This is a genomic window from Colwellia psychrerythraea 34H, from assembly GCF_000012325.1.
Classification (GTDB): domain Bacteria; phylum Pseudomonadota; class Gammaproteobacteria; order Enterobacterales; family Alteromonadaceae; genus Colwellia; species Colwellia psychrerythraea_A.
Genome location: NC_003910.7, coordinates 3,383,844 through 3,410,770, shown reverse-complemented (window position 1 = coordinate 3,410,770; position 26,927 = coordinate 3,383,844). Strand labels below are relative to the sequence as shown.

The 26,927-nt window shown below is 37.7% G+C and carries 18 protein-coding genes and 8 tRNA genes; 19 read left to right on the top strand and 7 right to left on the bottom strand.

What is annotated here, in order from left to right:
- Positions 1-97 precede the first annotated feature (97 nt).
- From rlmKL to rmf, 5 genes are all read left to right on the top strand, one after another.
- Positions 98-2,245, top strand: coding sequence for a bifunctional 23S rRNA (guanine(2069)-N(7))-methyltransferase RlmK/23S rRNA (guanine(2445)-N(2))-methyltransferase RlmL (rlmKL, locus tag CPS_RS14670; protein ID WP_011044048.1), 2,148 nt, complete (start codon positions 98-100; stop codon positions 2,243-2,245).
- 37 nt (positions 2,246-2,282) lie between these two features.
- Positions 2,283-2,555, top strand: coding sequence for a glutaredoxin family protein (locus CPS_RS14665; protein ID WP_011044047.1), 273 nt, complete (start codon positions 2,283-2,285; stop codon positions 2,553-2,555).
- 8 nt (positions 2,556-2,563) lie between these two features.
- Entirely contained in the window at positions 2,564-4,501 is a 1,938-nt protein-coding gene (locus CPS_RS14660) for an ATP-binding cassette ATPase Uup (RefSeq protein ID WP_011044046.1), read from the top strand.
- 132 nt (positions 4,502-4,633) lie between these two features.
- The gene (locus CPS_RS14655; protein ID WP_011044045.1) at positions 4,634-6,475 is read left to right on the top strand and encodes a DUF3466 family protein; all 1,842 of its coding nucleotides are present in this window, start codon (positions 4,634-4,636) and stop codon (positions 6,473-6,475) included.
- A gap of 245 nt (positions 6,476-6,720) precedes the next feature.
- The gene (gene rmf, locus CPS_RS14650) at positions 6,721-6,894 is read left to right on the top strand and encodes a ribosome modulation factor (protein WP_011044044.1); all 174 of its coding nucleotides are present in this window, start codon (positions 6,721-6,723) and stop codon (positions 6,892-6,894) included.
- Between the two features lie 158 nt (positions 6,895-7,052).
- On the opposite strand, the gene fabA is transcribed toward rmf, so the two are convergent.
- The gene (fabA, locus tag CPS_RS14645) at positions 7,053-7,568 is read right to left on the bottom strand and encodes a bifunctional 3-hydroxydecanoyl-ACP dehydratase/trans-2-decenoyl-ACP isomerase (RefSeq protein WP_011044043.1); all 516 of its coding nucleotides are present in this window, start codon (positions 7,566-7,568) and stop codon (positions 7,053-7,055) included.
- Between the two features lie 454 nt (positions 7,569-8,022).
- Here fabA and CPS_RS14640 point away from each other — a divergent pair, with 454 nt between their 5' ends.
- The 14 genes from CPS_RS14640 to CPS_RS14575 all read left to right on the top strand — a co-directional run bounded on the left by CPS_RS14640 (position 8,023) and on the right by CPS_RS14575 (position 16,538).
- Complete coding sequence (locus CPS_RS14640) at positions 8,023-8,304, top strand: hypothetical protein (protein ID WP_011044042.1); 282 nt, start codon at positions 8,023-8,025, stop codon at positions 8,302-8,304.
- Positions 8,305-8,461: 157 nt separating this feature from the next.
- Positions 8,462-9,106: a UvrY/SirA/GacA family response regulator transcription factor gene (gene uvrY, locus CPS_RS14635; RefSeq protein ID WP_011044040.1), complete on the top strand. Its 645-nt coding sequence runs from the start codon at positions 8,462-8,464 to the stop codon at positions 9,104-9,106.
- Positions 9,107-9,131: 25 nt separating this feature from the next.
- On the top strand, positions 9,132-11,051 hold the full coding sequence (uvrC, locus tag CPS_RS14630; protein ID WP_011044039.1) for an excinuclease ABC subunit UvrC: 1,920 nt from the start codon (positions 9,132-9,134) through the stop codon (positions 11,049-11,051).
- A gap of 159 nt (positions 11,052-11,210) precedes the next feature.
- Entirely contained in the window at positions 11,211-11,792 is a 582-nt protein-coding gene (pgsA, locus tag CPS_RS14625; protein ID WP_011044038.1) for a CDP-diacylglycerol--glycerol-3-phosphate 3-phosphatidyltransferase, read from the top strand.
- Between the two features lie 251 nt (positions 11,793-12,043).
- Positions 12,044-12,119 (top strand) — tRNA-Gly (locus tag CPS_RS14620).
- A gap of 64 nt (positions 12,120-12,183) precedes the next feature.
- Positions 12,184-12,257, top strand: a tRNA-Cys gene (locus tag CPS_RS14615).
- A gap of 6 nt (positions 12,258-12,263) precedes the next feature.
- Positions 12,264-12,348 (top strand) — tRNA-Leu (locus CPS_RS14610).
- Between the two features lie 43 nt (positions 12,349-12,391).
- Positions 12,392-12,467 (top strand) — tRNA-Gly (locus CPS_RS14605).
- Positions 12,468-12,536: 69 nt separating this feature from the next.
- Positions 12,537-12,612, top strand: a tRNA-Gly gene (locus tag CPS_RS14600).
- 73 nt (positions 12,613-12,685) lie between these two features.
- Positions 12,686-12,770, top strand: a tRNA-Leu gene (locus CPS_RS14595).
- 39 nt (positions 12,771-12,809) lie between these two features.
- Positions 12,810-12,885: transfer RNA gene (locus CPS_RS14590), tRNA-Gly, on the top strand.
- 133 nt (positions 12,886-13,018) lie between these two features.
- Positions 13,019-13,103 (top strand) — tRNA-Leu (locus tag CPS_RS14585).
- 358 nt (positions 13,104-13,461) lie between these two features.
- Positions 13,462-14,736, top strand: a complete 1,275-nt coding sequence (locus CPS_RS14580; protein ID WP_011044037.1) for an ABC transporter substrate-binding protein — start codon at positions 13,462-13,464, stop codon at positions 14,734-14,736.
- A 5-nt stretch (positions 14,737-14,741) separates the two neighbouring features.
- Positions 14,742-16,538, top strand: a complete 1,797-nt coding sequence (locus CPS_RS14575; protein WP_011044036.1) for a sensor histidine kinase — start codon at positions 14,742-14,744, stop codon at positions 16,536-16,538.
- Positions 16,539-16,685: 147 nt separating this feature from the next.
- On the opposite strand, the gene CPS_RS24155 is transcribed toward CPS_RS14575, so the two are convergent.
- From CPS_RS24155 to CPS_RS14545, 6 genes are all read right to left on the bottom strand, one after another.
- Complete coding sequence (locus CPS_RS24155) at positions 16,686-20,297, bottom strand: EAL domain-containing protein (protein WP_238383549.1); 3,612 nt, start codon at positions 20,295-20,297, stop codon at positions 16,686-16,688.
- A 410-nt stretch (positions 20,298-20,707) separates the two neighbouring features.
- Positions 20,708-22,105 carry an FAD-dependent monooxygenase gene (locus CPS_RS14565; RefSeq protein WP_011044034.1) on the bottom strand — a complete coding sequence of 466 codons (1,398 nt, stop codon included), beginning with the start codon at positions 22,103-22,105 and terminating at the stop codon, positions 20,708-20,710.
- Between the two features lie 264 nt (positions 22,106-22,369).
- Positions 22,370-23,464 (bottom strand): acyltransferase family protein, encoded by a 1,095-nt coding sequence (locus CPS_RS14560; protein WP_011044032.1) that lies wholly within the window; start codon positions 23,462-23,464, stop codon positions 22,370-22,372.
- A gap of 51 nt (positions 23,465-23,515) precedes the next feature.
- Positions 23,516-24,460: a glycosyltransferase family 2 protein gene (locus CPS_RS14555; RefSeq protein ID WP_011044031.1), complete on the bottom strand. Its 945-nt coding sequence runs from the start codon at positions 24,458-24,460 to the stop codon at positions 23,516-23,518.
- Positions 24,420-25,565, bottom strand: a complete 1,146-nt coding sequence (locus CPS_RS14550; protein WP_011044030.1) for a polysaccharide pyruvyl transferase family protein — start codon at positions 25,563-25,565, stop codon at positions 24,420-24,422. The genes CPS_RS14555 and CPS_RS14550 overlap by 41 nt, the downstream gene beginning before the upstream one ends.
- Positions 25,558-26,826 (bottom strand): O-antigen ligase family protein, encoded by a 1,269-nt coding sequence (locus CPS_RS14545; protein WP_011044029.1) that lies wholly within the window; start codon positions 26,824-26,826, stop codon positions 25,558-25,560. The genes CPS_RS14550 and CPS_RS14545 overlap by 8 nt, the downstream gene beginning before the upstream one ends.
- Positions 26,827-26,927: the final 101 nt, after the last annotated feature.

Sequence of the window (26,927 nt, the reverse complement as noted above, 5' to 3'; positions counted from 1 at the left end):
TTTCGGTCAGTTAAAGTTAACTTTTGTTTATGTGCTTTGCGTTTGTGTATATAATCGCGCCCATAGTTTACTCTGCTTCTTACTCCGGAAATTCACCATGAAAGAATCCACGCAACAATTTTTAGCTTTAACCTCTCCAGGTATTGAAGTTTTATTGTTTGATGAAATTAAAAGCCTCGGCGCATTTAACGTTATACAAAAACCAGAAGGCGTTTATTTTCAAGCTTCTTTAGCTTTGGGATATAAAATATCGCTTTGGACACGTCTTGCGACACGTATCATGCTTAAACTAGGTGAGGGTGAAGCGAAAGATAAAGATGAATTGTTCAAAGCCGCTAGTAGTATTAACTGGCCAGATATTTTTAAGTCGACTACTACCTTTGCTGTCGACTTTGTTGGTTACAGCGAAGAAATTCGAAATAGTCAGTTTGGTGGCTTAACGATTAAGGATGCGATAGTTGATCAGTTTAGAGATCAAGGCTTCGAACGCCCTAATGTTGATAAAAAAGCACCACAAATTAGTTTTCAGGCTCGTTTGTTAAGAGATAATGTTACCATTTTTCTTGATTTTTCTGGCCGAGGTTTATTCCAACGTGGCTATCGCGAGCACAGTGGTGCAGCCCCGTTAAAAGAAAACTTAGCTGCAGCGTTAATAATACGTTCGGGTTGGTTAAATGATACCAGCAAGCCGTTGGTTGATCCTATGTGTGGTTCAGGCACTATTTTGATTGAAGCCGTTTCAATGGCAGCTAAGCAAGCACCTGCCATTAACCGACAATCGTGGGGCTTTGAGGCTTGGTTGTCCCATGATAATGCTGTTTGGCAAAAACAATTAACGCTCGCGATAGATAGCTCTGAAGAAAATATGTCGAACCTCAAAGTAAAAGTATTTGGTATCGATATCGATGAGCGTGTATTGAGAACGGCACAACAAAATGCTCGTAATGCTCAGTTACACCAATATATTGAGTTCACCTGTAAAAACACCAATGACATGGATAATACCTTTGGACAGCCGGGTACAATTTTATTTAACCCACCTTATGGAGAGCGTATTGGTGAATTACCTGAGTTAGTAGAAAACTTCGTTTTATTCGGTCAAAAACTTAAAATGCAGTTTAAAGATTGGCGTATTGCCATATTGACAGCGAATGTTGATTTGCTTTCTATGTTGAAACTGTCAAGTTTTAAGCGTTATAAATTTAAGAATGGTCCGTTAGATTGTCAATTAGCTTTATATAACCTTGATGCAAAGCAAGGGGCAAAAGATGCGATAAATCCACAATCTGATTTTGCTGAAGAAGATAGTGCGTTTGCTAACCGTTTAAAGAAAAATCGTAAAAATTTAAAAGGCTGGTTGAAATCAAATGAGATTGAAGCCTACCGTTTATATGATGGTGATATTCCAGAATATAATGTTGCGATTGATATTTATGGCGAATATTTAGTTATACAAGAATACGCCGCGCCAAAAACTATTGAAGAAGATAAGGCCAAAAAACGTCTGCAAGAAGTTATTTATTGGGCACCTAAGGTGTTAAATATTCCAACAGATAAAGTGATCTTGAAAACCCGTGCTAAGCAGAGGGGCGCCAATCAATATGAACGATTAGAAAAGACGAAACAATCGCTTACTATCAATGAACATGGCGCATTGTTTAAGATTAACTTATGGGATTACCTTGATACGGGTTTGTTTTTAGATCACCGAAAAACGCGTCAAATAGTAGCGAAAAAATCTCAAGGTAAATCATTACTTAATTTATTTGCCTATACGGGTTCAGTGTCAGTACAAGCAGCAGTGCAAGGCGCAGCATCGATTACAACCGTTGATATGTCTAATACCTATCTTAATTGGGCAGAAGATAACTTTGCCTTAAATAAGCTGAACGGTCATAAATACCAATTCATTCAAGCAGATTGTTTAGATTGGTTGAAAAAGAATGTTAACAAGTTTGATGTAATCTTTATTGACCCGCCAACATTTTCTAATTCAAAGCGTATGGAAGATAGCTTTGATGTGCAACGAGATCATGTTGACTTAATTACAGATGCTTTGAAATCACTTAATAGAGGCGGTGAAATATTTTTTACTAATAACAAACGCAACTTTAAGATAGATTTTGAAGCGTTAGATGAACTGGGCTTAACTGCAGAAGCAATGTCTGATGTGACGCGTGATAAAGATTTCGCCCGAAATAAGCATATTCATAATAGCTGGTCTATTAAGCGCACGGCGACATAAGTAGGCATATTTAGACAAAGGTAAGTAGTTAATCATAATGACTAAGTATAATTTGTATGGCAGCGAAGGCTGCCATTTATGTGAACAAGCGTTGGCCATTTGTTTAACGGTATTGACTGTTGAGCAGTTAACGCAAGTTGATATTATTGAACAAGAAAGTGTTGACCATGAAACGGAAACACTGGTCGAGTTGTATGGTGTACACATTCCCGTACTCGAACAATTAGAACAAAATAGCAGTGAAAATACTAAGCTGTTTTGGCCATTTACCCAAGCGCAAGTAACGCAATTAGTGAACAGTAACGCATAAGAAGAATTATGGAATTATTAAGAATAGCCAATGGTGAGCTTGCCTTCGGCGAAGATAAGATTTTAAATAAAGCAGATTTAAGTGTACAAACTGGCGAGCGTATCTGTTTAGTAGGGCGTAATGGTGCAGGTAAGTCTACTTTAATGAAGATATTGATGGACTTGCAAGGTTTAGACGATGGTCAAATTTTAAAGTCTAGTACCATGAAAATGTCAATGCTAGAACAAGATCCACCAGAATCGTCTGATATCTCTGTGTTTGATTATGTTGCTGAAGGGGTAAAAGAAAACGCTGAACTTATCCGTCGTTATCACGCTTTAATTCACTTGATTGGCGAAGATCCAAGTGATAAAAACCTTAACAAGTTAGCAAATGTGCAAGAAGAGCTTGAAAAAGCTAATGCTTGGTTAGACGAACAGCGCATTGATCAAGCCATGACTACCTTATCATTGGATGCAGATGCTAAAATTTGCGACTTATCTGGTGGTTGGTTACGTAAAGTTGCGTTGGCTAAAGCACTAGTTACCAGCCCTGATATTTTACTACTCGATGAGCCAACTAACCATTTAGATATTGAAAGCGTGTTATGGCTAGAGCAATTCTTAAAAGACTTTGCCGGTACTATTATTTTTATCAGCCATGATAGGGCGTTTATCCGTGGTTTATCTACTCGTATTTTAGATTTAGATCGCGGTAAATTAAAAAGTTATCCGGGTGATTACGATTTGTATATCGAGCAAAAACAGCATGACTTACAAGTTGAAGATCAACAAAATGCGCTATTTGATAAAAAATTAGCGGAAGAAGAAGTATGGATCCGTCAAGGGGTTAAAGCCCGTCGAACCCGTAATGAAGGCCGAGTTCGCTCATTAGAAAAACTTCGTCTTGAGCGCACAGCTCGTCGCGATGTGCGTAATCAAAGCACTATGAATATTACTCAGGGCGATCGCTCTGGCAAACTAGTCTTTGAAGCGGAAGATGTCAAAGTAGCCTTTGGTGATAATGTAGTGATTGAAAACCTCAACCTACTTATTACCCGTAATGACCGATTAGCGTTAATTGGTGCTAACGGTACGGGCAAGTCAACTTTAATTAAACTCATCATGGAAAAGCAAGCCGCTACAAGTGGTAAAATGCGCTCAGGTGTTAATTTAGATATTGCTTATTTTGATCAGCATCGTGAAGCCCTTGATTTAAATCTAACAGTACAAGAAATTGTCGGTGAAGGTAAACAAGAAGTTGTAGTGAATGGCCGTTCTCGCCACGTATTAGGTTACCTACAAGATTTCTTATTTAGCCCTAAAAGAGCACGTACACCAGTAAGAGCTTTATCAGGTGGAGAGAAAAACCGATTATTACTTGCTCGACTCTTTTTACGCCCGAGTAACTTGCTTATTCTCGATGAGCCGACCAACGACCTTGATATTGAAACATTAGAATTGCTAGAAGAAGTTGTTGCAAATTATGCTGGAACCGTTATTTTAGTGAGCCATGATCGCGATTTTGTTAATAACTGTGTGAATACTTGTTTGTATTTTGACGGTACCGGACAGATAAATCAGATTGTTGGCGGTTACGATGATGTGGATGATTACCTCGCTTTAAAAAAGACACAACGCCAAAGCATGGCTGAAGGTGTACAACAAAAAAGTAATCAAGAAAAGCAGACTAAAAGTAGTGTTACTTCTGCAGCAAATAATGTTTTGGCAGAGCCTGAAGCTAAGAAGAAAAAGCTATCGTTTAAAGACGCTCGTGAGCTTGAAATGCTGCCTGGAAAAATTGATGAATTAGAAAGTTTGATTGATTCACTGCAGGCACAAGTTAATGATGCTGACTTTTTTAGCCAAGATGAGAAAATAACACAAAAAGTTTTGAACCAGCTGGCAGAAAGCGAGTCAAACCTTGAAGTCGTTTATGCCAGATGGCAAGAACTCGATGATGAATAACAAATAAATACTTTGAAATGGTAAGTCTTCGTTTTAAAGTATTGCCTTAATGTAGACCTTAAATAACCATGTTTAACTTGTTTTGTTAAAAGATAAGTTAAACAGAACAACCTTAAAGAGTAAGCAAGTAGTATGAAGCAATTTGCAAAAAATATATTGGTGTTAGGAGTTACTAGTGCGTTAAGCCTGAGTTTCCTTAATTTCAGCCACGCTGCTACTTATGAAGTAGTCGACAAAGGTAATGCAGAAAACCTTGAGTATACTTACGGCAAGAAACAAAATAACCAAGGGGTTATGGCCGTTGCTGGTACTAATATTTATAATTTCCCAGTGCAGTTTGAACACTTAAGTGAAACTGACTTTAATAGTATAAGAAGCTTTGCTTTGCAATTTCATGACTACCAATTTGGTTTGGATGAAATTGAAGATTTTGAGGCGTTAAAGGCTGGAAATCCAACAGCTAATGACTTAGCTTGGACCAAGTTATTCCTACAAGACAGAAACTCATCGTCGCAAAACCCAAATTTTGAATATCAAATTGTTGGTGATACTGCGGCTATGACTAATCTAGGTGATGGCAGTCAAAGTACTGAAATGCGAATATTTGATACTGGTTTTGACGGTACTTACAGTGCAGGAAGCGTAATTACCCGTTCAACGGTTGATGTTATTGAAGGGGTCACTGATAGCAATATAGCTTTTGGTACTGCATCGGCGCCTTATTTAGCAATGCCGGAGTTCACTGATAGTTCTGGTAATCTCCGTACCCATTGGGTCAGAGAACACGGACAGCGAGGATTCTTTTCTCCAGATAGTGGTGCGACAATTTATCCAGTTCTTCCTATTGAAACTCGATATGGTGGAGGTATATCAGCTGTTTTTGATATGAATGAAAATGGCAGTGCTGTTGGTTATAGTAGTTATAAGTTGAGTGAACTTAGAGAAGAGTATGTACTTGATGAAACAGGTGGTTGTGCCGATCCTGGTGTTGTAGATGATATTCCTTATGAAATTTGTGTACAAAAAGTTCAAAGTGGTATGTATTACATCCAAGCATTTAAGGCAACATTATCGGCTGATAACCTTGTAGAAACAGAGCAATTAGGTTTGTTAGTTACTCCTCATGTCGATGATAATAGAGCTTTTTCTAGCCAAGCGCTTGCGGTTAATAATAACGGCGTCGCAGTCGGCTATGCCCATGGTTGGGATGCTAATGATGTTACTACTCCGACTTCAACTCAGCCTTTGAGCGGTTCTTATGCGGTAATATTCAAAGAGGATGAATTGGGTAATAAAGTTGTGTTTGATTTTAATCAACTGCATTATAGATTTAATACCAACTCAGTCTTTTCATTTTCTAGAGCATTAGATATTAATGATAATGGTTTAGCTGTTGGTTATACCCATGAGATTAGTACTTCTGTTAAAAAGTTTTTTTATGTAGATACTACTGTGCCTGAAAGTGAAATGGAGCTTATCACGCCAAAAGATTTCTTCACGACCTCGAAGAGTACTGCTTTTGCAGTAAATTCAACCGGTATTATTGTTGGTGAAGCAGAAATAGAAAGCCATAATGATAGTACAAATAATCCTCGCCGTACTGCTGGTTTTTTGTATGATACTTCAAATGATGCACCTGTAATGACAGATTTGAACACACTACTAGAATGTAATTCAGAATATAATGTACTGAATGCCAGTGACATTAATGATGAGGGATTAATATCTGCTACTGCTGTTATTAAGTCCGATAGCTATGATGCAAAAGGTGAGTTAAGACTTGATGCAAGCGGAAATGCAATAAGGATTGATGTAGTAAGAGCAATATTACTTAAGCCTATTACTGGCGGTGTGATTGATGATTGTAGTGAGGTTGAAGAGAAAGTAGAAAGACAAGGCGCAAGTATTGGCGGTATTGCCATATTAGCCTTGTTTAGTTTATTGGGTCTTCGTCGTAGAATATTTAATAAATAATTTTTCAAAGAGTAAATTTAATTGCTTAATTATTGATAGTTAAGCATAAAAAAAAGCACCAGTGAGTGCTTTTTTTATATCCGAAATTTGGCACTAAAATTCATTGTATTTCGATTGTTTTGAACTATGCTTAATGAAATTGGGCAATATCTATTTGATGAATAATTTTATCTTTTTAATACTTATTTATTAATAAACTGATATTGATGTCTCTGTTAAGAACAACCAAGGAGCGTGTATTTATGATGAAGCGGCAAAAACGCGATCGCCAAAGTAGGGCACATACAAGAGGTTACCAAGCAGGTATATCTGGTCGTTCCAAAGAACATTGCCCATACCAAATTGATGCTATCAAATCACAGTGGCTTGGCGGATGGCGAGAAGCCATAGAGGATAAACAACAGGGGCTGTTTAAATAAACATTTTTTTGTTTTGTCAAGAACAGTTCAACAGTATTTTAACCCATTTGAATATATTAAAAAGCCCAGCAAATTGCTGGGCTTTTCGATCTAAACTTATAACGTAACTATTTATTTTCAGTAAGTTAATACTTTACTAAAATAACGCCAAAGTTAATTTAGAACTTACTTGTATCAGTGAATAAACCTACTTTAAGATCTTTAGCTGTGTATATTTCACGACCATCAACACTAACACTACCGTCAGCAAGACCCATGTATAGTTTACGTTTGATAACGCGCTTAAAGTCTATTTTGAAAGTAACTTTCTTTGCTGTCGGTAATATCTGACCGGTAAATTTAACTTCACCTACACCTAAAGCACGACCTTTACCTGGACCACCAGTCCAAGCTAAGAAAAATCCAACAAGTTGCCACATAGCATCTAAGCCTAAACAACCTGGCATTACCGGGTCACCCTTAAAGTGACAATCAAAAAACCATAGATCAGGTGTAATATCTAATTCGGCTAAGATGAAGCCTTTACCATTTTCACCACCTTCTTCAGAGATGGTAATTATGCGATCCATCATCAGCATGTTATCAGAGGGAAGCTGTGAATTACCTTCACCAAATAATTCCCCTGTGCCTGCTTTTACTAGATCTTCTTTACTGTATGAGTTTTGTTGTGGCATAGCCATAATAAGCTGAAATCCGATAATAAATTTTAGGAGACTACTTTAGCGTACGCTTGTACACTAAACAACTCTGAACAGTTAAATATTTAAAAAAAGTGTCTTATACCAAGTACATTAATTAATTGACCACTTAGCGATAATTAAAAGGCTTAGAGGCAAGGCATTAATTGAAGAGAATGGTTATTCCCTTGTCGAAATTAATAACGATGCATGTAAGCCTTTTAAAATCGCCCTTCGGGAATTTATTAGCAAACTAATAACGGCTCAAAATTAAAGAAATATAGAATAACTATGTTTAAGTAATTCTTCTTGTTCTTTGCTCGCTAATATAACTCTAAGCTGATCAATTTATTAGTGTAATTGGTATTATATCAAATTTGTTTCATGCCTTGATTATACTGTCGTTATGCGTAATTATAGGTCCATGTAACTAGAAATAAACCAAGTTGTTATGAAAAACGTCGAACAAACGAACGAGTTGCCTAATAAAAAAGTCGCCATGAGCAATGCTGAAAAGCAAAAGCGTTATCGCGAACGACAAAAAGAGCGTGGTTTACAGGAAATGCGCGGCTATATGTCACCGGAAGCAAAAAACTGTTATCAACTTATTAGTGAACAAACAAACTGGTCTGATAGTGTTATATTAAGTAATGCAGTTCGACTAACGTATGCTGCTTATAAAAATGGTCAAATAGGTTTATTAAATAATTGGCTGAAAAATAATAAGCTCTAATTGTTATTAATACCAAGAACTCACATGTACTTGTGCTTTTACATAACAGCAGACTAATAAACGCTTAATAGCATTAGTTTTCTATAATAATCAATTGAATAGTCAGTGGTTTAGCTATACCCTTGCTGTTTTTCATTTCTAATTAAGGTTGCCTTGCGTGATAAATGTTTTATTGGTTGATGATCACCACCTTGTACGTGTCGGTATTAATAAAATTTTAACGAGCGTTAAAGGGTTGAAGGTCGTCGGCGAATGTGAAACAGGTGAAGAAGCCATTAAATTCTGCCGAAACAGTGAACCTGATGTTTTACTCATGGATATGGATATGCCAGGTATGGGTGGACTTGAGGCAACCAAGAAAATTTTACGTTTTGCACCTGATGTTAAAATTATTGTTTTAACTGCGCATACCGAAGACCCTTTTCCAAGTAAAGTGATGCAAATGGGGGCCGCTGGCTATTTAACTAAAGATGCTGGTCCTGATGAAATGGTTAATGCTATTCGTGCTGTTCACAGTGGTCAACGTTACCTCCCTTCTGATATCGCCCAAAAAATGGCATTGAACCAGTTCAAATCGGTTGAAGATAATCCTTTTAATACATTATCCGATCGAGAATTACAGATTATGATCATGATCACGCGTGGTGATAAAGTACCCGCTATATCTGAGCATTTAAATTTGAGTACTAAAACAATTAATAGTTATCGTTATCGCATGTTTGAAAAACTTGATGTTAGTAATGATGTAGAGCTAACGCATTTAGCGATCCGATATGGTATGTTAAAAACAGAAAAGCTGTAGATATCTATAAAAAAGATTAGCCTCAATGCTGCACAATACTACTGATAATGTAGAAAATAACCAAACCATTAAAGCCTCAACTTTCGATAGTGAGGCTTTTTTGCGTGTAGTTACTGAGCAGGCCGGTGTTTATCGAATGTATGACAGTAAGCAAGTAGTCATCTATGTAGGTAAAGCAAAGCAGTTAAAAAAACGTCTTGCGAGTTATTTTCGAAAAGATGTAGGGTCAGTTAAAACACAAGTTTTAGTGAAACAAATTGCCGCCATTGAAGTAACCGTTACCCATACGGAAGGTGAGGCGCTGATCCTTGAAAATAACTACATCAAAAAGTATCAACCAAAATACAATATTTTATTACGTGATGATAAGTCATATCCTTATTTACTCATTACTGCACATAAGCATCCCAAATTGGGTTTACACCGTGGCGGTAAAAAAGTAAAAGGTGAGTATTTTGGCCCATTTCCTACGGTTGGTGCCGTTTGGGAAAGTTTGCGATTAATGCAAAAAATATTTCCTATTAGACAATGTGAAGATAGCTACTATCGCGCTCGGTCAAGACCCTGTTTACAACATCAACTAGGTCGTTGCTCAGCGCCTTGTGTTGATAAAATATCGGTTGATGATTATAAGGAACAAGTCAATTTAGCTAAGTTGTTTTTGCAAGGAAAAAGCTCGGCGGTGATAGAGCAGTTAGTTGCAAGAATGGAGTTAGCGAGCAATGAACTACATTTTGAACTTGCGGCAAAATATCGTGATCAAATAGTGACATTACGTAAAGTCCAGCAGCAGCAACATGTAAGTGGTCATGTGGCAGAGCTTGATGTTGTCGGATTATATCGAGACAAAACCCAAGTCTGTATCCATCTACTCTTTATTAGGCAACATAAAATTTTAGGCAGTAAAAGTTACTTCCCTACGGTGCCGAGTGAAAGTAGCGACAGTGAAATATTACAAGCTTTTATTGCTCAGCACTACTTAAGCAATGAAATGTTAAGTCATGGCAAAGTACAGAGTAGTATTCCAAAAGAGATTGTCATTAAAGAGTCAATTGAACAGGTAGTAGAATTAGCAAGACTGTTGAGTGAACAAGCAGAGTATGACGTTAAGATATCCACTAATACCCGTAGTGAGCGAGCCCAGTATTTAAAACTCGCCGGAACTAACGCACATACAGCCTTAGTTACCCGAAATAGTCACAAAGAATCAATGCAAGCTCGCTTTGTTGCGTTAAACGAAGTATTTGAGCTTGAAAATGGCATTCAACGTATTGAGTGTTTTGATATAAGCCATACCATGGGACAACAAACCGTAGCCTCTAATGTTGTCTTTAACCAAGAGGGTCCACTAAAAACAGATTATCGCCGTTATAATGTTTTCGGTATCACACCAGGGGATGATTATGCCGCCATGGCATTTGCGTTAAATAAACGGTATGGAAAATTAAAAGCGAATCCAATCAAACCGGAAGAACATGGTGCTTTAGAAAAGTTACCTGATATTGTTTTTATAGATGGTGGTAAAGGACAGCTTGCTAAAGCCGAAGAGTTTTTTAGCCAGCTTGCACTAACAAGAACACCCTTGTTAGTGGGGGTTGCTAAAGGAGAGTCACGTAAACCAGGCCTAGAAACGTTAATTTTAGCGGGTAGCCATCAGTTGATCTCTTTACCTGCTACCTCCCCAGCATTGCACTTAGTACAACATATTCGAGATGAGTCACACCGTTTTGCCATAACAGGGCATAGAGCGAAAAGACAAAAGGTCAGTAAAAAGTCTCGCTTAGAGTCAATTGAAGGAATAGGTGCAAAAAAACGTCAAAGCCTATTAACGTTTTTAGGTGGTTTGCAAGAAGTCATGCAAGCCGATATTACCGCCTTAGCCAAAGTTCCCGGTATAAGCCATGTTTTAGCTGAAAAAATTCATAATGCTCTTCATGATAAATAAGCGTTTAGTGTTACGATTTACACTCTCTGCTGAAAAATAGAAAAGACTTTCCTATACAAGACTTTATTCAAAGCTTTTACTTAAACTTGTCTTATTCTGCCGTAGCACTGCTATAACAACTTGTGTAAACTAAAGAAAAATACTTGAAGTGAAAAGTAAATGTGGACAATACCTAATCAAATAACCTTATTTCGGATCGTCTTGATCCCTATTTTCTTGATAATTTTCTATTTACCCCTTTCGTGGAGTAATTTTGGTGCATTTGCAGTTTTCTGGTTAGCGGCTGTTAGTGACATCTTAGATGGTTACCTTGCTAGAAAACTCAATCAGTCATCAGCTTTTGGCGCGTTTATAGACCCAGTAGCCGATAAACTCATGGTTGTTGTTGCGCTGGTAATGATTGCACAAGACTATAGTTCTTGGTTGGTCTCCATTGCCGCTATCATCATGATAGCGCGAGAAGTGTTTATCAGTGCTTTACGTGAATTTATGTCTTCTATAGGAAAGCGTGACATTATTGCGGTTTCTAATATGGGGAAATATAAAACCGCTGCACAAATGCTCGGTATTATGGGACTGATTTGGCAGCCTAGTTATGATATTCCATTAATTCTGTTTTACTTGCCACATGAAGTGATTAATTATCTTTCTTATGCCTTTTATTCTATTGCGACGGTCTTAACCGTGACTACTTGGGTTAGTTATTTCAAAGCGGCATGGCCAGAGCTGAAAGGGCAGTAAAATTTTATAAAAGCTTTGTTTAATTTTAAACGGTCCAATAAATGGACCGTTTAGTTAAAAATAACGCAAACGACTCGCTTTTTAAGCAGTTAGAATAAAAATTTGATTTAATAGTTGACTGGAAAATATTTAGATGTAGAATGCGTTTTCGTTGACAGGGAGTCAGCAAGTAAAACGAAATGAGCCAAGATGATGTTACATTATCTAGCAAAACGGTTTACTAAAGTTTGTAATTATTAAGTTTAAATTTAGCGGCTGTAGCTCAGCTGGTAGAGCATCACGTTGCCAACGTGAATGTCACGAGTTCGAGTCTCGTTAGCCGCTCCAATTTAAGTGTAAATAAATACAAACTTATGATATTGATATCATTGAAAAACATCGTTAACAAAATGGCGGGTTGGCAGAGTGGTTATGCAGCGGATTGCAAATCCGTGTACACCAGTTCGATTCTGGTATCCGCCTCCATTTTGTGCCCGGGTGGTGGAATTGGTAGACACAAGGGATTTAAAATCCCTCGCCGAAAAGCGTGCCGGTTCAAGTCCGGCTCCGGGTACCATTCCTTAACGATGATGGGAAGTAAAAAGTAAAGCTCTCATGAAGCGGCTGTAGCTCAGCTGGTAGAGCATCACGTTGCCAACGTGAATGTCACGAGTTCGAGTCTCGTTAGCCGCTCCAATTTTAGTTAGTTAAACTAAAAGAAGTTTTACCTATAAAAGTAGTAAGTGAAGATTAATATTCTACGAAGCGGCTGTAGCTCAGCTGGTAGAGCATCACGTTGCCAACGTGAATGTCACGAGTTCGAGTCTCGTTAGCCGCTCCAAGATTTCACTAAAAGAATAAGTAGGTTACCAATACCTACTATAAAAAACTCCCTTTATCTTTTAGATAATTATGCCCGGGTGGTGGAATTGGTAGACACAAGGGATTTAAAATCCCTCGCCGAAAAGCGTGCCGGTTCAAGTCCGGCTCCGGGTACCATATTTAGATGTAAAATAGTAGAAGTAAAGCTCTCATGAAGCGGCTGTAGCTCAGCTGGTAGAGCATCACGTTGCCAACGTGAATGTCACGAGTTCGAGTCTCGTTAGCCGCTCCAAATTTTTATAAATTTATGACAAGTAGTCAATCATTTTTATCAATAAAAATGATAACTAAATTTATGAAGAGTAGGTACCAACCTACTATAAAAATACTCCCTTATCTTTTGGTGTAAGCCGGAAAGATATAATGCCCGGGTGGTGGAATTGGTAGACACAAGGGATTTAAAATCCCTCGCCGAAAAGCGTGCCGGTTCAAGTCCGGCTCCGGGTACCATCTTAAATATATAATCAGTTCTAAGTTATTCAAAAAAATAAACAATATTGAAATGTTTATTTCTAAATCTAGTTATTCTTAAAACAAACATATACCTTCAAACTTTTATATTTTCTAGTTACAGCAATTTCGATTATAAATTTACTTTTAATCACATCATCAAAAACTCTATCGTTTCATCATCTTAAGAAACACACAAATCACATCATGCTATTCTTGAATTTACCTAGATCTTAAAGACTAACTCCAAGCCTCGTTTATAAATACATTGAATAAGCTTTATTAGTACCCCGCTAAAATGATAACTTAACTAAAATGAATAAGACAAGTATGTCATTAATTATTAAAAGGATACTTTATGTTGATTATGAAGTTTTTGTTTAGATTTTTCTTGTTCACCTACCTCATCTTTATCACTACTTATACTTCAAATGTTTATGCGCAGAAAAAATATACTATTTACCTTGATGCCGATTTTAGTGGTGCTACAGCATCGAGCTTAGCCATACAACAAGGTATTACTACTGCGTTGGCTGAAGTTGATAATCAAATTCAAGGAATTGAATTTGGCCTTATTTTGAAAGACCACAGAGCGAATTCATTGCGTAGCCGCCGTAATTTAGAAGCATTCTTAGCTGATGAACAAGCATTAATGGTTTTTTCTGGTTTGCATTCGCCTCCTTTGTTAGCAAATAAATCCTTTATTAATGATAATGATATTTTATTATTAGACCCTTGGGCAGCTGCTGGGCCTATAACTCGTAGCGCTTCAGAGAAAAATTGGATATTTCGATTATCTATAGATGATAGTAATGCTGGTAAATTTATAAGTAAAAAAGCGATTGAACAAGGCTTTAGAAAACCTTATCTATTATTAGAGGACACAGGGTGGGGGCGTTCTAATAAAATAACAATGACTCAAGCCCTGAACGAATCATCAGTAAAACCTATAGGCTTGTCTTGGTTTAATTGGGGAGTAGGGATGAATCATGCCAAGGTGTTACTTCGTGATATTAAAGCAAGTGGTGCGGATGTTATCTTTTTTGTTGGTAATTCAGCAGAAGGGGTTACTTTTGTAAATGCTATGATTGAATTACCCCAAAGCACTCGTTTACCTATTAGGAGTCATTGGGGTATAACAGGGGGAAATTTTTCTGAAAAAGTTACCGCAAGTCAGCGTGAAAAAATTGATTTACAATTTATCCAAACAAATTTCTCTTTCATCAATGACAACTTATCAGTAACGGCTAAAAACGTCTTAGCGTTGGCTGTTAAGTCAAACAGCACTATAAAACACCCTACAGATATTAAAGCACAAACAGGTTTTATTCATGCTTATGATCTCACTAAAATTGTCATTGCTGCCATTAAGCAAGTTAAATTAACGGGTGATAGAAACCAAGACAAAAGCTTGATTCATCATGCATTGGAGCATTTAGTGCAGCCAGTAACTGGTTTGCTAAAAACATATAAAGGACCGTTTACTCCTTATAGTAAGTCACAGTTTAATGCCCATGAAGCGTTGACTATTGAGGACTATGCAATGGGAAAATATAGCCCTAAAGATGAGATTGTTTTACTTAACTCGTTAGAGAATAACCATCAAAGTAATATTATTGAAAGTATTGAGTGAAATAAATGATTAAAACTACAGTCTCTTTTGCTTTAGCAAGATTTGTTTTTATTAGTTGTGTCGGCTTAGCTGTAATTATCACCAGCTTAGTGAGTACTCATGTGGTTGATCTTGTTAATAGTGAATATGAGAAAATTGCCAAAGGAGAGATCACTGCATTAAATAGTAGTTACCGTGTGTTCCTTAACCATCACTTGATCTTACTGAAAGAGCAATCTCAAGAGTCACTTTTTGTTCAAGGTATAATGCAGCCTAAAAGAAACATAGGGAAAATAAAAGACTATATGGCAGGCTTAACATTATTAGGTCTAAAGTATGATGAAACCTTGCTCGACTTTGAAGGCTCTACATTACATTCCACTTCCGCTACTGATACTAACTACCAAGAATTTCCATGGGTAAAAGCCATACTTAATGAAGAGCAGTTTAGCTCTATACAAATTCTAGCTGTAGAGGGCCGATATTTTTGGTGTGTAGCATTCCCTGTAATATATAACAAACATGTTGAAGGCGTTTTATTAGCCAATATACCTTTAGAAACTATCCTTGCAGCTCAAATAGATGTTGAAGTTCTTGATGGTTTAATGATTGAGGTGGTGAAGGGGACTAAAACGATTGCTAAGTTTGGTAAACAGGCCGTGGGCACCAAGCAAACAATACAATGGCATGATGCAGGGGTTAGCTTTAATTATACCGTTGATGAAGCTTATAGGAATGATGCTCTGTATGATTTAGTTATTCAAATGGGGAGTTATATTATTCTTGCAATAGTGCTAACGACATTATTAGCCTACTTGTATGGCTATCGCTATTTTGTCAAACCTATTCTCGCTCTTTCTCAGTTAACCTCTAGCCTTGATAAAGGTCATGAGCCTGATGCTTTACAAGGCGACTTAAGGTTTATGGAGTTTGCTGATTTGTTTAATCAGTTTAACCTTATGAGTGAAAAAGTAGCCCGACGTGAACGCGCGTTAAAGGAAAGTTATGAAAAATTATCGAATACTAATGATGAATTAAAACAGAGTGAATCACAATTAGTACAATCTGAAAAAATGGCCAGTATCGGTGTGTTAGCTGCAGGAGTTGCACATGAAATAAATAACCCTATTGGTTTTATTCGGAGTAACTTAGAAGTACTCGAAGATTACTTTTCTGATGTTGAAAAATATTATTATGAATTTAACAGCACTCTTGCCAGTGAAGAGGATAAGGAAAACCATAAAAAACTAGCAAAAAAATATGAGCTAGAGTTCCTTTTCAAGGATACACCGCCGTTAATTAAAAGTAGTATCGCAGGCGTAGACCGAGTCAGCGAAATAGTCAAAAACTTAAAAACGTTTGCTCGTATTGACCAAGTAGAAAAAGCCCTTGTTGATATCAATGAAGGATTAAATGCTACTTTAAATATGGTTCATAATGAACTTAAATATAGCTGTAAAGTGCATATCGATTTACAACCATTGCCGAAAGTTCATGCATTTCCAGGCAAGTTAAATCAAGTGTTTATGAATCTATTGATTAATGCTGGTCAATCAATCACTGATAAAGGAGACATCTTTGTCAGAACATTTGTTGAAGAAGACAATATTATTATTGAAATAGAGGACACGGGTAGTGGTATTGACTCAGAGAATATAACGCAAATATTTACCCCTTTTTATACTAGTAAACCCATCGGAGAAGGGACCGGATTAGGCTTGTCTATTAGCCACCAGATAATCGAACAACATAATGGCAAAATAAGGGTTAAATCAGTACTAGGCAAGGGAAGTTGTTTTTCAGTTTCCATACCTATTAGTTGAACCAATGATCTCGGAGTTTGAATTTGTGGCAAAGTTAACTGAAATAAATTGAACGTTCAGATCAGGAAAATTTGATCGTATGTTATGGCCATTATTGAACCAGCATAGGGCTAAAATCGATAGATTTCATATAGTTCTACTATTACTTCAGTTTTGCCAATTAACATCTGGCTTCCAGTCACTAATCCACGTAGGAATTTCACTGGCAGGCATTGGCCTAGCAATGCCATAACCTTGTGCTAATTCACATCCTAGCTGCAATAGTGCTGTGCCATGTTCAATCGTTTCAACGCCTTCTGCAATCACGTCCCGTTTGAATGATTTAGCTAACGCTATTACGCCTTCAACAATGGCCAGATCATCCGAGTCATGCAACATGTCTCTTACAAAACTTTGGTCTATCTTAATTAAGTTTGCTGGTAATCGTCTTAGGTAAGTCAGGGACGAATAGCCCGTGCCAAAATCATCTAGGGCAAAATTTACGCCTAGCGCCATACAGGCATTCATTATTGTTGAAACATTGTATACATCTTCTAAGGCACTTGTTTCCAGTACCTCTAACTCTAAATAGTGTGGTTCAACATCGGGGTGGGCTGCTAGTAGTATCATTAACCTGTCCGTAAAGTCAGGCTGCTGCAACTGTAACGCTGCAATATTTACGCTAATACTTACTGGGAAGTTAAGTCCTAATTTTTGCCATTGGCTTATTTGTGTCAGTGCGGTATCAATAACCCATTCACCCATCTCAATACTCATGGGGTTATTTTCAATGACAGGTAAGAACTCGATTGGGTTTAATAGCCCTCGTTTCGGATGTTGCCAGCGAATAAGCGCCTCAACTCCCGTCACTATACCCTTCCTCATATTAACTTTAGGTTGATAATGAAGAACAAATTGATGATTATCTAACGCGCTTCGAATTGCCTCTAAGCTTTCCCGTTGTACTTTCACTGCGTCATCTTGGGCCGTATCAAATAAGTGATAACGATTCTTACCTGATTCTTTAGCCACATACATGGCTTGGTCGGCATGCCGCATGAGTAAGTCGGCACCCACATTATCTTGCGGATAGAGTGTGACGCCAATGCTGGCTGATATATTCAATACAATGTTATCAAAAATAACCGGCTCTGATGCAGCGAGTAATAACCGTTCTAATACGGGTTCACAATCTTCAACTGTGGTTAAATCAGCTAACACAGCAACAAATTCATCACCGCCAATACGTGCTAAACTATCATTTTCCCGTAATGCTTCTTTCATGCGCACAGAGAGGGCAATCAGTAGTTCATCACCTATATCATGCCCATGAGTATCATTGACGTGTTTAAACCCATCTAAATCTAAGAATACGACAGCGAGGGACTGTTTGTGACGGCTACACTGCAACATGGCTTGAGACAATCTGTCTGCCAGCAATACGCGATTAGGCAAATTAGTGAGTATGTCGAAATGGGCTATGTGCTCCAGTTGATTCTGATGTTCTTTCATCAGGGTTATGTCGTTACCTAAGGAAACATAATGGGTCGCAATACCGTGTACATCACGTACGGCACTGATAGTTTGCATTACGGCATACACTTCACCATTTTTACGTCTGTTCCAAACTTCGCCAGACCAATAGCCTTCATTCTGTAGGGCTTGCCACATATCCGCATAGAACTCAGGTGTTTGTCGTCCTGACTGGAGAATACGTGGATTTTTACCAATAGCCTCTTCACGACTAAAACCGGTTATATTAGTAAAGGCGTCATTAATATCGATAATAGTGGCTTTATCATCGGTGATAATAATGCCTTCACCTGCATGGCTAAAAACACTAGCTGCTAGTTTTATTTTTTCTTCTGCTAGTTTACGGTTGGTTATATCACTATGTGTACCGCTCATACGAAGTGGCTTGCCATTACTATGACGTTGCATCACATTAGCTTGGTCATGCACCCATCTATAACCACCCTCTTTAGTTAACATGCGATATTCAAGGCTATGGGATTTTGATCGACCTTCAAGTACGTCATTAATTGATTGCCATGCTTTCTCTCTATCTTCCTGATGTACGAAATCTGCCCATTGATTAGTGCTGTGTTTTAATTCTTTATGGGTATATCCCAGCATAGTTGCCCAACGCTCATTTCTATCTACTCTACCTGTGACTATATTCCAATCCCAAAAACCTAGATCGGCCCCCGCTAAGACTAGTTGCATTTGCTCATCGCTTGCCTTTAAGGCTAAGTTGGCTTGGATTTTCTCAATGGCGATACTTGCTAAACTGGCTGCTTGCTCAATTAATGTCATATTGGCTTCTGTTGGCTTATTTACCTCAAGGTGATAAATAGCAAAAGTGCCGAGAATCTTCCCTTGAGTGGAACGTATGGGTTCAGACCAGCACGCCCCCAACCCCGCCTTACTTGCTAGCTCTTTATAGGGAGTCCAATAAGGATGATTTTGAATGTCTTCAACGATGACACGTTTGTTGGTAAATGCGGCAGTACCACAAGAGCCAACCCCTACACCAATCTCAATGCCATTAATCGCGGAGTTATAGAAATCAGGAAGGCTCGGTGCTGCGCCACTCAATAGATGCTTACCCTCATCATCTAACAACAAAATACTACATAGCATGTCTGAATTCTCTTGCTCAACACCGCGTACAATAGCTTCCAAAATTACAGGTAATAAGTCGCCACTTGTAAGGAGTTCTAATACATGAGAACGCGATTTTTCACGTAGTTCAGCTAGTTTCCGAACGGTAATATCTTGATGTGTTCCACAAAGTCGAACAGGTTCGTGGGTATTTTCGTCGTACTCAATAACAGAGCCAGAGCCTTGAATCCATACCCATCGCCCATCAGCATGCTTCATTCTGAATTCAACAACATAATTTTTTCCAGACAGAATATGAGTTTGGACAGTCTTTTTCATAAATTGGTCGTCATTGGGATGAATAAGTCCATCCCAATCACTAATGTGATTGGTGATATCTTGACGAGATAGACCAAGTATTGATAACCATTCATCATTAACAACATGCTCTCCAGTTTGATAACACCAATCCCAATAACCCAGCTTCGCTCCATTAATTACATTTAGAAGCTGTTTCTGAGAGGAATTAACGTTTTCATTGCTCAATTTTAGTACGTCTATATTTTTGATTCGTTTATTGTTAAAGCGAAGGGATAAACCACCGATGATGATGCCCAATATAAGAAGCAGGGTGATTAATAATACTTGTGTAAATTTAAATGTTTGTAAATCTTCTGCTCTTACCTTCTGTAAGGCGCTCTCAACATTATCAGTAGAAAGATTAAATTTTAAAAAGGCGAGGTCAAATTGTTGTTCGATACCAGAACCGACACCCGATGTTGACTGTGATGCCCATCGCTTTTTTGCTATTTGGCGAAAGTGATGAATACCATCTATTGTTTCTTCAATTTGGCTACGTAAATCAGGGTCATTTAAAGCGAGGAAGGTGCCTTCCTCATTAGTGCCACCGTCAAGCATTGCTTGAGCATACCATTCGGATTGGTCAAGGTTGGCCCAGATAGTTTCGATATCAACCGTTTGGTCACCACTCATCATCTCTTCAAACCACAAATGTGCTGTGGTCGCTTCAAGTTTAATTTCCATAGTGGCATCAACTAAAGGCGTGTAACGTTCTGCTATATCGCGTCCGATGAGGAATGAATAATAAACGATTGCCATGGTGAATAGTGTTACGGATATAGAAATAAAGAGAATTTTACGAGAGTTAGTATTCATCAGGTACATCCATACTTAATACGGTGAATTAACTGTTCTTATGCGGTTAAAATCCTTTTATTTTAATTACTTGCTTACATCTATTTTTATTAAGTATCGAGCGATAAACAATCATATATGCAAGGTTATTAATATAGCAAAAACTCAGGTATTATCATCCTAATTAAAGTTAATACTTGAATTGATAATCATCAAGGATAGTAAATAAATATTAAACGTCGCCTAACGGATCAGAATATTTTGCCTGAAGCAGACGTACAGTGATGACTGCTTTATACGCAGAATAGCCCTTTTAAAGGCTGACTTAGGTATTTTAAATCATCTTCTCTGTGGAAGTAGTCGTGTAAAAAACGACTTTACTGTCTACTTAGAAAAAGCAGACAGTATACTGTTAGTTGGCTTGGGTAGTCTTATGCATCTTTTTTCTGTAGACATCGTCCTCTAGGTTCATCGCCTTCATGAAGCACAATATCTGAATGCAAGAACTGTGCGGCCTCTGCTGAATCTTTCACTTTGGAAGCACTGCGTGCTAGCATTTCTGATTCAAACTCAGTTAACACACTTTCCCTTATTCCCGTTTCCCTCCATCTAGAAAAGGGTCTACATCCTTTTGATATCCCTCGAGCCAACGCAAGCGCATCCAGCAGAGCTTGATTCGCTCCTTGCCCTTTGAATGGACTCATAGGGTGAGCAGCATCTCCGATCAGTGTCACTTGATCTCCTTTCTCCAAGAATTCTGACTTGAGCAAGGCTCGGTCGTATACCGGATAACCAGAAATTTGAGCTTCAAGAGTCGCCGCTAAAATTTGAGGTATGGGATCGTGCCACTGACATCTGTGACATGCTTCTTTTTTGAGTGCTTGAACGCCTAAGGCACTCAATGCCTTAGCCTCTTCTTCTGGCATTGGGAAGCTAAGCTGCCACATTACCGAGTCTGATGAATAAGGCATGATGTAGATGCGCTCATGGCCATTGGCTGTTTGGAATACCGTAGCCGAGTCGAGCAAAGGACTCTCAAGCCCATCGAGAGCTGCCAGAGGGCAAATACCCAAGATCACGAGGCAACCTAAGTACAGTAAAGGGGAAGCATCCTCACCAATCAATAACTTTCGAACCGAACTGCGAATACCATCCGCTCCCACCACAATATCTGCCTTGGCGTTTTTTATTTTTCCGGCTACTTGAAAGCTCAGATCAACAAATTGATCTGTGCATTCATTAGTTTTTTCTTTAAAACTAACTAACTGGTGGCCCCACTGTACAGCATCATGTCCACCGAGTTGTTCAAGCAGAGCTAAGCGCAAAGACTGTCGTGCAATATGAATATTAGTGCGCTTGGGTGACTTTTTCGTATCTAACTGCAGCCATTTTCGGATACCCCATTCACCGATCACTTTTCCTTTTGTGGTATGAACAACATGTCTTGTTGAGATCAATCCTTTTTCTAATGATAAAATACCCAATCCTTCGATTGCTTTACTCGCTTGTTGTAACGTCAGTCCATAACCCTGAGAACGGGCATCAAAACCGCTATCGCGTTCATAAAGTGTAAAGGGGATGCCGCGGTGTAAACAAGCTACAGCCAAAGCTACTCCTCCGATACCACCACCAATAATTGCGACGTGTGGGTAATGTTCTGTATCCGCTATAGGGTGGTTGGCAGACTGAAGCAAGCCCGTTCCGCAACATTTTAAGCAATCGTAAAGGTGGCCCTTCGGCCTAACGGGGGCTGTGCCTTCGTTATTAGTTTTTTCAAACAGCTCTAACTCTCTTTGGTAGCGGAGTCGAACCTTTTTTCGTAATCTCATGCTTCTTTGGCCGCGTCCCTGACATTCCTGACATGTAGCCCAGTTAACCTGTTCATCTTTCAACTTTTTCACTACCTTTTATTTCGTCAGATTTAGACTTACGTTTTATAAGAGACATCTTAGCCGATACCGTTGGTGCTAACCTAATAGTAATACTTTTGTGGCTTGGATTGGTATTCAAGTAGCAGGGCTTTAATTACAAATACTATTAAGCGTTACTGGAAGTGGCTATGCGGATTAACACTTCAGTAAAAGCTAACTACGTCATGCCTGTTTAGCTAACTTGTTATATGCAATTATAAGTTTACTAGGAATTGATTGTATTTTAATAATTATTTCATAAAGTGTACTCATAAATAGTGTTTTCCAGACATTTGACAAGCGCATTTCTATAACTCGATGCATAAAGTATGAAACTGATAAAACAATTGATATTGTTACTATATAAATAAAAATTTTATTCTCTTCTGTAGCATATTTTGAAATGAACATATAACCAAAGTGGGCATGAATTAAATATACCGGATATGTTAATGCACCAAATATTTTTGAAAGTGGAAGTTTTAATGATTGAGCCTTTTTTGTATTCAGAAAAATAAAAAAAACAAAGAAACAGAAAATAATTAACCCTACAATATATTCTGAAAATATTACGCCCATGAACTCTGATTTTAATAATGCTTGGTCTATTGAATACAACAAACCTAAAATAAAAGAAATAATTATTGATAAGATAATCTCCAGCGATTTATTTATTTGTAATATTGCAAATAAAGCCCCAGCAGAAAAATAGTAGAAATACCCACCAAGATACGGAAGGTCATCATAACCTGTGATAAATGCTCCAAGCATTGCAATAGGCCATAGTATGAATAATAGATCTAAATGTTTTTTCAAACCAATAATAAGTAAAAAGAAAACCAAAGCATAAAACTTTATTTCATATACCAATGTCCAGTACACACCGTCAACATGTTCAATATTTAAGTAATTTTGTAGCAGTGTAAAATTAACAATTATTTGACTCGGAGTTACTGTCATAATATCGCCCCCCCAATGGAATGAAAAGATTGATGTAAAAATCACCGCAAACCAATATGAAGGATAAAGACGAATTGCTCTAGAAACGGCAAACTGGGCAGGTGTTCTATTTTTAGCCGAGTTAAAAATAACAAAGCCACTAATCATAAAAAATAATTCAACCCCAAGGTATCCATATTTTGTGAATTCAATTAGTGAATCAACATGCTTTAAGGTGTCAATCTTTCCATTAGCTATGCCATTAAAAGTATAGTGAAATAAAATGACTATTATAGCTGCAAAAAAACGGCCATAATCTAACAGCTCTAATCTTCTCATCTGAATACTCCCTAATTGTAGATTCATAAATCAATTGGTATTAGCTAATATTTATATTTGTTTGTAATCAATGATATTTGCTAACCATTGACTCGTTTGTTGTATCCATGAAAGTCCATAAAGGCCAATCAAATGCTTAGGCTTTAATTTACAACGAGGATCTGATAACAATTTTCTCGCTTGAGAAAAATGACCATTGCCAATATTAAGTTTTGCAAGGTGGCATAAATGTGTCGCGCTATATTTAAGCATATACTTAGCGCTCTTTCTTTTGGTATCCTTTCTCGCTTCTTTAGTTATACGAACGCTAAAACCACACTCCGTTGATGGAATATTTATTCTACTTGCTTGGTTTTGTGCATCTTTATGATAAAGAGAATGAATATTCGGTGAATAGGCAATTGAGGTATTTAAAGCAACGCGACAAAATAAATCTTGATCCTCTCCAATTGGCTCATTAAGTGGAAAGCCCCCAATTGACTGAAATAATGAACGTTCAATTACCATAGAAGACATGGTAAAAGGTAAATCGCCTTGGGAAGCGATATCAAAATAGTTATCCAATATCACGCCTTCTGGGTTTATATTTTCTAGCTTAATTTTTGCATCACAATAGTTGTTTTCAGGTTCCACTATTTGATAGCGGGTACCAAAAAACTGCGCTTGTGGAAACTTAACAATTAAGCGTGCAACTTCATCTAAAAATAACGGCAGCCATTCGTCGTCGGCATCTAAAAAGGCCACATATTCATGACTCGCTAAGGCAACACCATTATTTCGAGCCGCCGATACCCCTTGATTTTCCTGATGAACCAGTTTTACATTTTTGATGTTAGCTTTTTCGACTAGGGCAGGGCCTTCATCTGTCGAGCCATCGTCAATCACAATTATTTCTGCTGCAGGATATTTCTGCCATTCAACACTTTGTAACGTTCTTAAAATATGCTCTGCTTTATTAAACAGTGGAATAATTACGGTAAAATTTAAATTGTTCATTTTGAGTACTCCAGTTAGATAAAGAATTTTTTAAAGCGTTGTTTATAGATAAAGTAGGTTGCTGAAATGTAGTTGAAACACCTAGCGCTATTTGCGAAACGATTTTTTCAATGTTTAGGTTAAACAAATCTATTTTATAGTCTTCTGGCATGCCAACTTCGTCACACCAACCTTTACATTTACTGTGATAATTAATAGATAGAACGGGGGTGTTAGCTAAGTAACCGAGAATAGAACCGTGCAAGCGCATACTTACAATCGCTTTGTAGCCTGAAAGTTTGTTAAGTAACGCAATAGGGTTGGGATCATATTTTTTTATAGACACCGGAATGTATTTATCTAATAAACGGGTAATAATGTTGTTATTGATTTTCCAATCACCTAATACGTTATGCCCGTTAAACTCAATCAAGGTAATAGGCTCACCGGTTCTAGCATAAATTTTGGTAATTAATTGAACAAATTGTTCTACTCTTTTTTCTTCTTCTAACTCATCTGTATTGCCCATGGCATCAATAGCAACTGAACATAAGGTTAAGGCAATACCTTGGCGTTCTCTATTTGATGGTTTGTATTGTTTTGAACATAATAACAATGGCGCTAAATCAAATGTTTTATGTACGTTTGCATGAGGCGCAATATTTCGTGCTATTGCTAAACTCGCGTTATCTCTAACACCCACATAACCACATTCATTTAAAAATTTTGCGCAAGACTTTTCAGCCATAACAGAATTAAATGGACCGATACCGATACCGACCGCTAAGCTTTTTTTCTGGTTAGCTAAAGACATTAACTGTCTTTTAAGATTGATGTCGCTTTCGCTGTGCAAAACTGAACCGCCTCCAAAAATGATACGCTTACTTTGAATGGCCGTTTTATAATGCAGTAACCTATTTTGACCTGGGAATTGTTGAGTAAACTTTAGAGGAAGCTGATTATCACTTTGGGTTTCTCTGGCGTAATCACCATATAAACCTACTTTAGTGTTATTACATCCCAGAATATTTTTAGCTGCCCAAGCCGTGGCGTACATTAGAGCGTCATCACCGCTATTTTGCATACCGTAATAGCCGACTAAATAAGCATCATATTTCTTAAACATATTTTTCTCCTGATTTTAATGGGTTAAGTGCAATACCAATCCATAAAAGTGCTGGCCAGTAAATAAAACTTAAAATCTCTAGGTTTTCGAAAAAGGAGTAACAAATAAACACCACAAGCATTAACGCTGCGGTATAACAAGTTTGGCTTTTCAGGCTGTTCCAAAACAAATAAATACAGGTGAAAGCTAGAGGAATTGCTAGCGCTAGTAGCCCTACGATACCTTTTACAAATAACAAACCATACCAAGTGTGATGCGAGCCAATAGGCATTCCTTCAACAATCTTAGGACCTCTTTCGACAATACCGTGGCCCCAAATTGGAGCTTCTGACTCCCAGCGTTGTAACGCTAATACTTCTAAAGTTTTACGTACACGTGTTGATTCAGGGCGCGAGGCTTTGATATCTGCATAGCTATTGCTTAACCAGCTAAATAAAGGTTCGCCTAATAAGGTAATAGCAGGGATCACTAAACCAATAAGGACTAACAGCATTGGATTTTTAAAATGTTTGTGTAAGAAACATAACGGGGTTAAGGCGATATAAATAACCCAGCCAGCACGTGATTGAGACAACAAAGACATGACAAAGCTGCCTAACAAACCAGTATTTCTCCAAAAATAATCTTTTTCTTGGCATGTAAAAATTAAAAATATACAGGCCATAAAACCTGCAGCTGGCGCCCAAGGAGTAAAAAATCTCCACCGTCCAGCACCTGTTTCAGGGTTTAATCCGAATAAACTCACGGTAAAAAAGGTTTCACCAGGTCCACCAATAACTTTTAAAGGTGAAACAAATAAGTCGCCATGAACACCAGCCATATAAAGAGCCATAGTGACAAGCGCAAAAATTAAGGAATGAAATGAAACTATGCATACGGCTCTAACGATTAATTGCGGTTTTATATCAACAAAGGCACCAATAAATAAAAATAGTGGCATAAGAGCCCAACCTTTTGCCCAGCCAATTGATGATTTAATTGTTTTCGCCAAACCTAAATCCCAATTAGAATGTCCAATCAGTAAGGCTAATAACATAAATAGACCACCAATTACCCATAACCAAACGATGGCAGGGATAGCTGAGAACTTGTCTTTACCATTGACATACCAGCGTAATAAAACCACTGTAAATATCATCCAACCTAATACTGAACCCGTAATATAAAGACCACCAAAAGCGAAGAATGGGTAGGTTAACGTTAACCCAAACCAGATCAGCTTTTCTTCGGTAGAATTAGGGTTTAATTGGTTTGTTGTCATAAGAGCATTAGTCCAATGGTGAGTAATACAAAGGCTGTTTTAAAAGTATTATGCTATTGCAGCTTACTTTGTTTATTGCCTAAAACCGTGTTGTTACTCTT

Bases quoted from the DNA above. Each gene is read 5' to 3' on its own strand.
- rmf (WP_011044044.1), top strand. From the start codon at position 6,721: ATGAAGCGGCAAAAACGCGATCGCCAAAGTAGGGCACATACAAGAGGT.
- rlmKL (WP_011044048.1), top strand. From the start codon at position 98: ATGAAAGAATCCACGCAACAATTTTTAGCTTTAACCTCTCCAGGTATT.
- CPS_RS14575 (WP_011044036.1), top strand. From the start codon at position 14,742: ATGATTAAAACTACAGTCTCTTTTGCTTTAGCAAGATTTGTTTTTATT.
- CPS_RS14580 (WP_011044037.1), top strand. From the start codon at position 13,462: ATGTTGATTATGAAGTTTTTGTTTAGATTTTTCTTGTTCACCTACCTC.
- CPS_RS14640 (WP_011044042.1), top strand. From the start codon at position 8,023: ATGAAAAACGTCGAACAAACGAACGAGTTGCCTAATAAAAAAGTCGCC.
- CPS_RS14555 (WP_011044031.1), bottom strand. From the start codon at position 24,460: ATGAACAATTTAAATTTTACCGTAATTATTCCACTGTTTAATAAAGCA.
- CPS_RS14565 (WP_011044034.1), bottom strand. From the start codon at position 22,105: ATGAGATTACGAAAAAAGGTTCGACTCCGCTACCAAAGAGAGTTAGAG.
- CPS_RS14560 (WP_011044032.1), bottom strand. From the start codon at position 23,464: ATGAGAAGATTAGAGCTGTTAGATTATGGCCGTTTTTTTGCAGCTATA.
- CPS_RS24155 (WP_238383549.1), bottom strand. From the start codon at position 20,297: ATGAATACTAACTCTCGTAAAATTCTCTTTATTTCTATATCCGTAACA.
- CPS_RS14665 (WP_011044047.1), top strand. From the start codon at position 2,283: ATGACTAAGTATAATTTGTATGGCAGCGAAGGCTGCCATTTATGTGAA.
- uvrC (WP_011044039.1), top strand. From the start codon at position 9,132: ATGCTGCACAATACTACTGATAATGTAGAAAATAACCAAACCATTAAA.
- CPS_RS14545 (WP_011044029.1), bottom strand. From the start codon at position 26,826: ATGACAACAAACCAATTAAACCCTAATTCTACCGAAGAAAAGCTGATC.
- CPS_RS14660 (WP_011044046.1), top strand. From the start codon at position 2,564: ATGGAATTATTAAGAATAGCCAATGGTGAGCTTGCCTTCGGCGAAGAT.
- CPS_RS14655 (WP_011044045.1), top strand. From the start codon at position 4,634: ATGAAGCAATTTGCAAAAAATATATTGGTGTTAGGAGTTACTAGTGCG.
- pgsA (WP_011044038.1), top strand. From the start codon at position 11,211: ATGTGGACAATACCTAATCAAATAACCTTATTTCGGATCGTCTTGATC.
- CPS_RS14550 (WP_011044030.1), bottom strand. From the start codon at position 25,565: ATGTTTAAGAAATATGATGCTTATTTAGTCGGCTATTACGGTATGCAA.
- fabA (WP_011044043.1), bottom strand. From the start codon at position 7,568: ATGCCACAACAAAACTCATACAGTAAAGAAGATCTAGTAAAAGCAGGC.